The sequence below is a fragment of the Rhodococcus sp. P3_B8 genome, from assembly GCF_056402775.1.
Genome location: NZ_JBFUGT010000554.1, coordinates 1 through 2,339, shown reverse-complemented (window position 1 = coordinate 2,339; position 2,339 = coordinate 1). Strand labels below are relative to the sequence as shown.

4 protein-coding genes are annotated in these 2,339 nt (G+C 65.5%); 1 reads left to right on the top strand and 3 read right to left on the bottom strand.

Going from position 1 to position 2,339, the window contains the following annotated elements; genetic code table 11:
- Nucleotides 1-538: 538 nt before the first annotated feature.
- Complete coding sequence (locus tag AC1D1G_RS44440; RefSeq protein ID WP_317567368.1) at nucleotides 539-793, top strand: hypothetical protein; 255 nt, start codon at nucleotides 539-541, stop codon at nucleotides 791-793.
- Between the two features lie 271 nt (nucleotides 794-1,064).
- Here AC1D1G_RS44440 and AC1D1G_RS44435 read toward each other — a convergent pair whose 3' ends face one another.
- From AC1D1G_RS44435 to AC1D1G_RS44425, 3 genes are all read right to left on the bottom strand, one after another.
- The gene (locus AC1D1G_RS44435; RefSeq protein WP_477956856.1) at nucleotides 1,065-1,538 is read right to left on the bottom strand and encodes a WhiB family transcriptional regulator; all 474 of its coding nucleotides are present in this window, start codon (nucleotides 1,536-1,538) and stop codon (nucleotides 1,065-1,067) included.
- Nucleotides 1,535-1,825 (bottom strand): ANTAR domain-containing protein, encoded by a 291-nt coding sequence (locus AC1D1G_RS44430; protein WP_477956855.1) that lies wholly within the window; start codon nucleotides 1,823-1,825, stop codon nucleotides 1,535-1,537. The genes AC1D1G_RS44435 and AC1D1G_RS44430 overlap by 4 nt, the downstream gene beginning before the upstream one ends.
- 285 nt (nucleotides 1,826-2,110) lie before the next feature.
- Nucleotides 2,111-2,339 (bottom strand): DUF1206 domain-containing protein (locus tag AC1D1G_RS44425; protein WP_477956854.1); only part of this gene is annotated, 229 nt, incomplete at its 5' end.

Sequence of the window (2,339 nt, the reverse complement as noted above, 5' to 3'; positions counted from 1 at the left end):
TCATATCCCTACGGATCCCCCTCGCATCCATGGCGGGTGTTGGGAGTAGTCGGGGCCTGGGAGCGCGATATCCGCCGCCCCCCAGATCAGCCGCGGGCAGCGTGACTTGGGTCCCCAGAGATGGTGACTCGCATTCGATAGTTTCCGACTCGCCGCGAACGGAATCGTACGGGCGCGGCGACGCGAAGAAGTTCACGGCGAGGGTGGGGACGGGGCTCAGTGGAGGCCTTCGCGGAGCCGGCCAGCGGGGGAATTCCGATGTTTCGGAACGGATGCCCACGGGCACGCCGGGAGTATGACGACCGAACACGGAACGACGCACCACTCCGAATCCGGGTCGGCGGGGGACTGTCCGCTTCCGCCTCTGAGGTCCGGTGGCCGCTTGCATATCGTCGAAGGGCGGCCGTGGCGGCGGGCCCTCGACTGTGTAGTGGCCGGCGGTGGGGAGGGGAGAAGGCCATGGCACGGGGTAACGAACCCCCACGATCTGGATCTGCTGCTCGTTGTGCTCTCGACAGATCCCCGCATGGTGTTGTGCGTGGACGTTGTGGACGGAGATGCGGCCGACCGCGGTGGCAATATCGTAGTTTGTCCTTCCGCGACGGTGCTATTCCGCCACGGCATTATGTTCGATGCTGTGAAAAAGCGTTCAGGACTCAATGTTCGGATGTACGAAAGTTACCGCGGGGCGGACGCGCATGCGATATTGGACGCACTCGACAAGGAGTATCACCTCGATACACCGTGGTTCACCCCCGCGCGGTGGCTCGATGGCCACGGGGTCGACTTCTAGCTGGGTGCCGGACGGGGACTTCACCGGCATCCTCCGGGTTGATTGTCGGCTCTCGAAGGTTCGTGACCGGCGCTTGCTTAGCTTGAACCCGTGGCTGGATCGGCTCGTCGAACCGTGTCTCAAACCTTCAGCCCGCCGCTGTGTCTTCGATCAGAGTTCGGCGACTTCACCGTTTGTGACCACGGTATGGCTCGATCCCGCTTGGGAACCGATTCCGGCTGAAAGGAGAAGTGCGACACTTCAACGCCGGCGGAGATCCCGGCTGTCTGAGCTAGAACACCGTGATCGTGCCCGTGATCGTGCCGGTGGGGCGACCCCTCAACGCCCCACCGGTTTGCGGGTGGTCGGTGGCTGAAGAGTCAATGTCGACCGTCGCATTGGCGGGGCCGGCGGTCACGGGCCGCGGGTGCTGGGAACCGAGTGGTCGGCGCTCACCGCGGCGGAGTCGCTTGGTGTGCCTTCGTCGGTCCGCTTCCGTCATACCACCCCACACACCATAGGGTTCACCCACAGTGAGCGCGTGATCGCGGCACTGCTCGAGCACGGGGCAGGGCAGGCAGATCTGCCGGGCCTGCGCTTCGCGTCGGTCGCGGGCGTGGCCGCGTTCGGCGTCGGGTGAGAAGAACACTGCCCAATCGTTTCCCCGGCACGCGGCACGCGCCTGCCAGTCACCGGAATCGCGTGGGACGTTGTCCCTGCGCGTGGCGGGATCGTCGAGGGGCGGCGAATGCGGCATCTTGTTCATTTGAACACCGCCGGCGTCATGGGACCCGCACGGCGCGGAGGGGCCGCAAGGCGGGGTTCCTGCTGCTCTCTCCGGCCGTCAACGGTCGATTGCCGGGACAGGACGTGCTCGGCTGCGTTGGCTACGCTGGCGTGGTTGCGGCGGGCAATGTCGAGGAGAGCATCAAAGGCGGCGTCCTGGCTGCAACCATGCTGTTTGGCCAGGAGTGTTGCCGCGGCGGACAGTAGCTGTGCGTCCGCGTTGTCCGAAGGGTCCCGTCCGGCTACCGCAGAGGTGTCAGTTGGCACGGAGAGTCCTTTCGCTGCATAGGCGGTCCAGGCGGCCTGGGCGGCCACGCATCACCGCCGGCGCGGTGGGTTCACTCTTCAGAGTCGTCGGCGAGACGCACAGAGAACACCGACATTCACCTAGTCATACCTAGGCCGCGTCGTGTCTGTCGGGACGACCCGAGACGAGACTCCACAAATTTGGAGCGGCGACTGTGACAGGACACGTCGAAGGTCTTCGCGGCGGGCTGGTTGTCGAGCGCGGCAGGCGCCTCACGCGCCGGCTTGCTGCGGCGCTGTGTCCGACTACATCTTGGCGTAGCGGGCCATGGCGAAGCTGTAGAGGCCGTAGGTGATGATGCCGAGGCCGGCCGCGACGAGGAGGGCCACTCCGTAGGGTTGGGCGCCGACGGTTTTGAAGGCGCCGTCGAGTCCCGAGGCCTTATCGGGCTCGGATTGACTGACGGCGAGGATCACCAGCAACCCGATGGCGGCGACGGCCAGACCTTTCGCGATGTATCCGACCGTGCCCAGT

What these genes read in the sequence shown, in the direction of transcription:
- AC1D1G_RS44435 (WP_477956856.1), bottom strand. Translation starts at nt 1,538, where the DNA reads ATGAACAAGATGCCGCATTCGCCGCCCCTCGACGATCCCGCCACGCGC.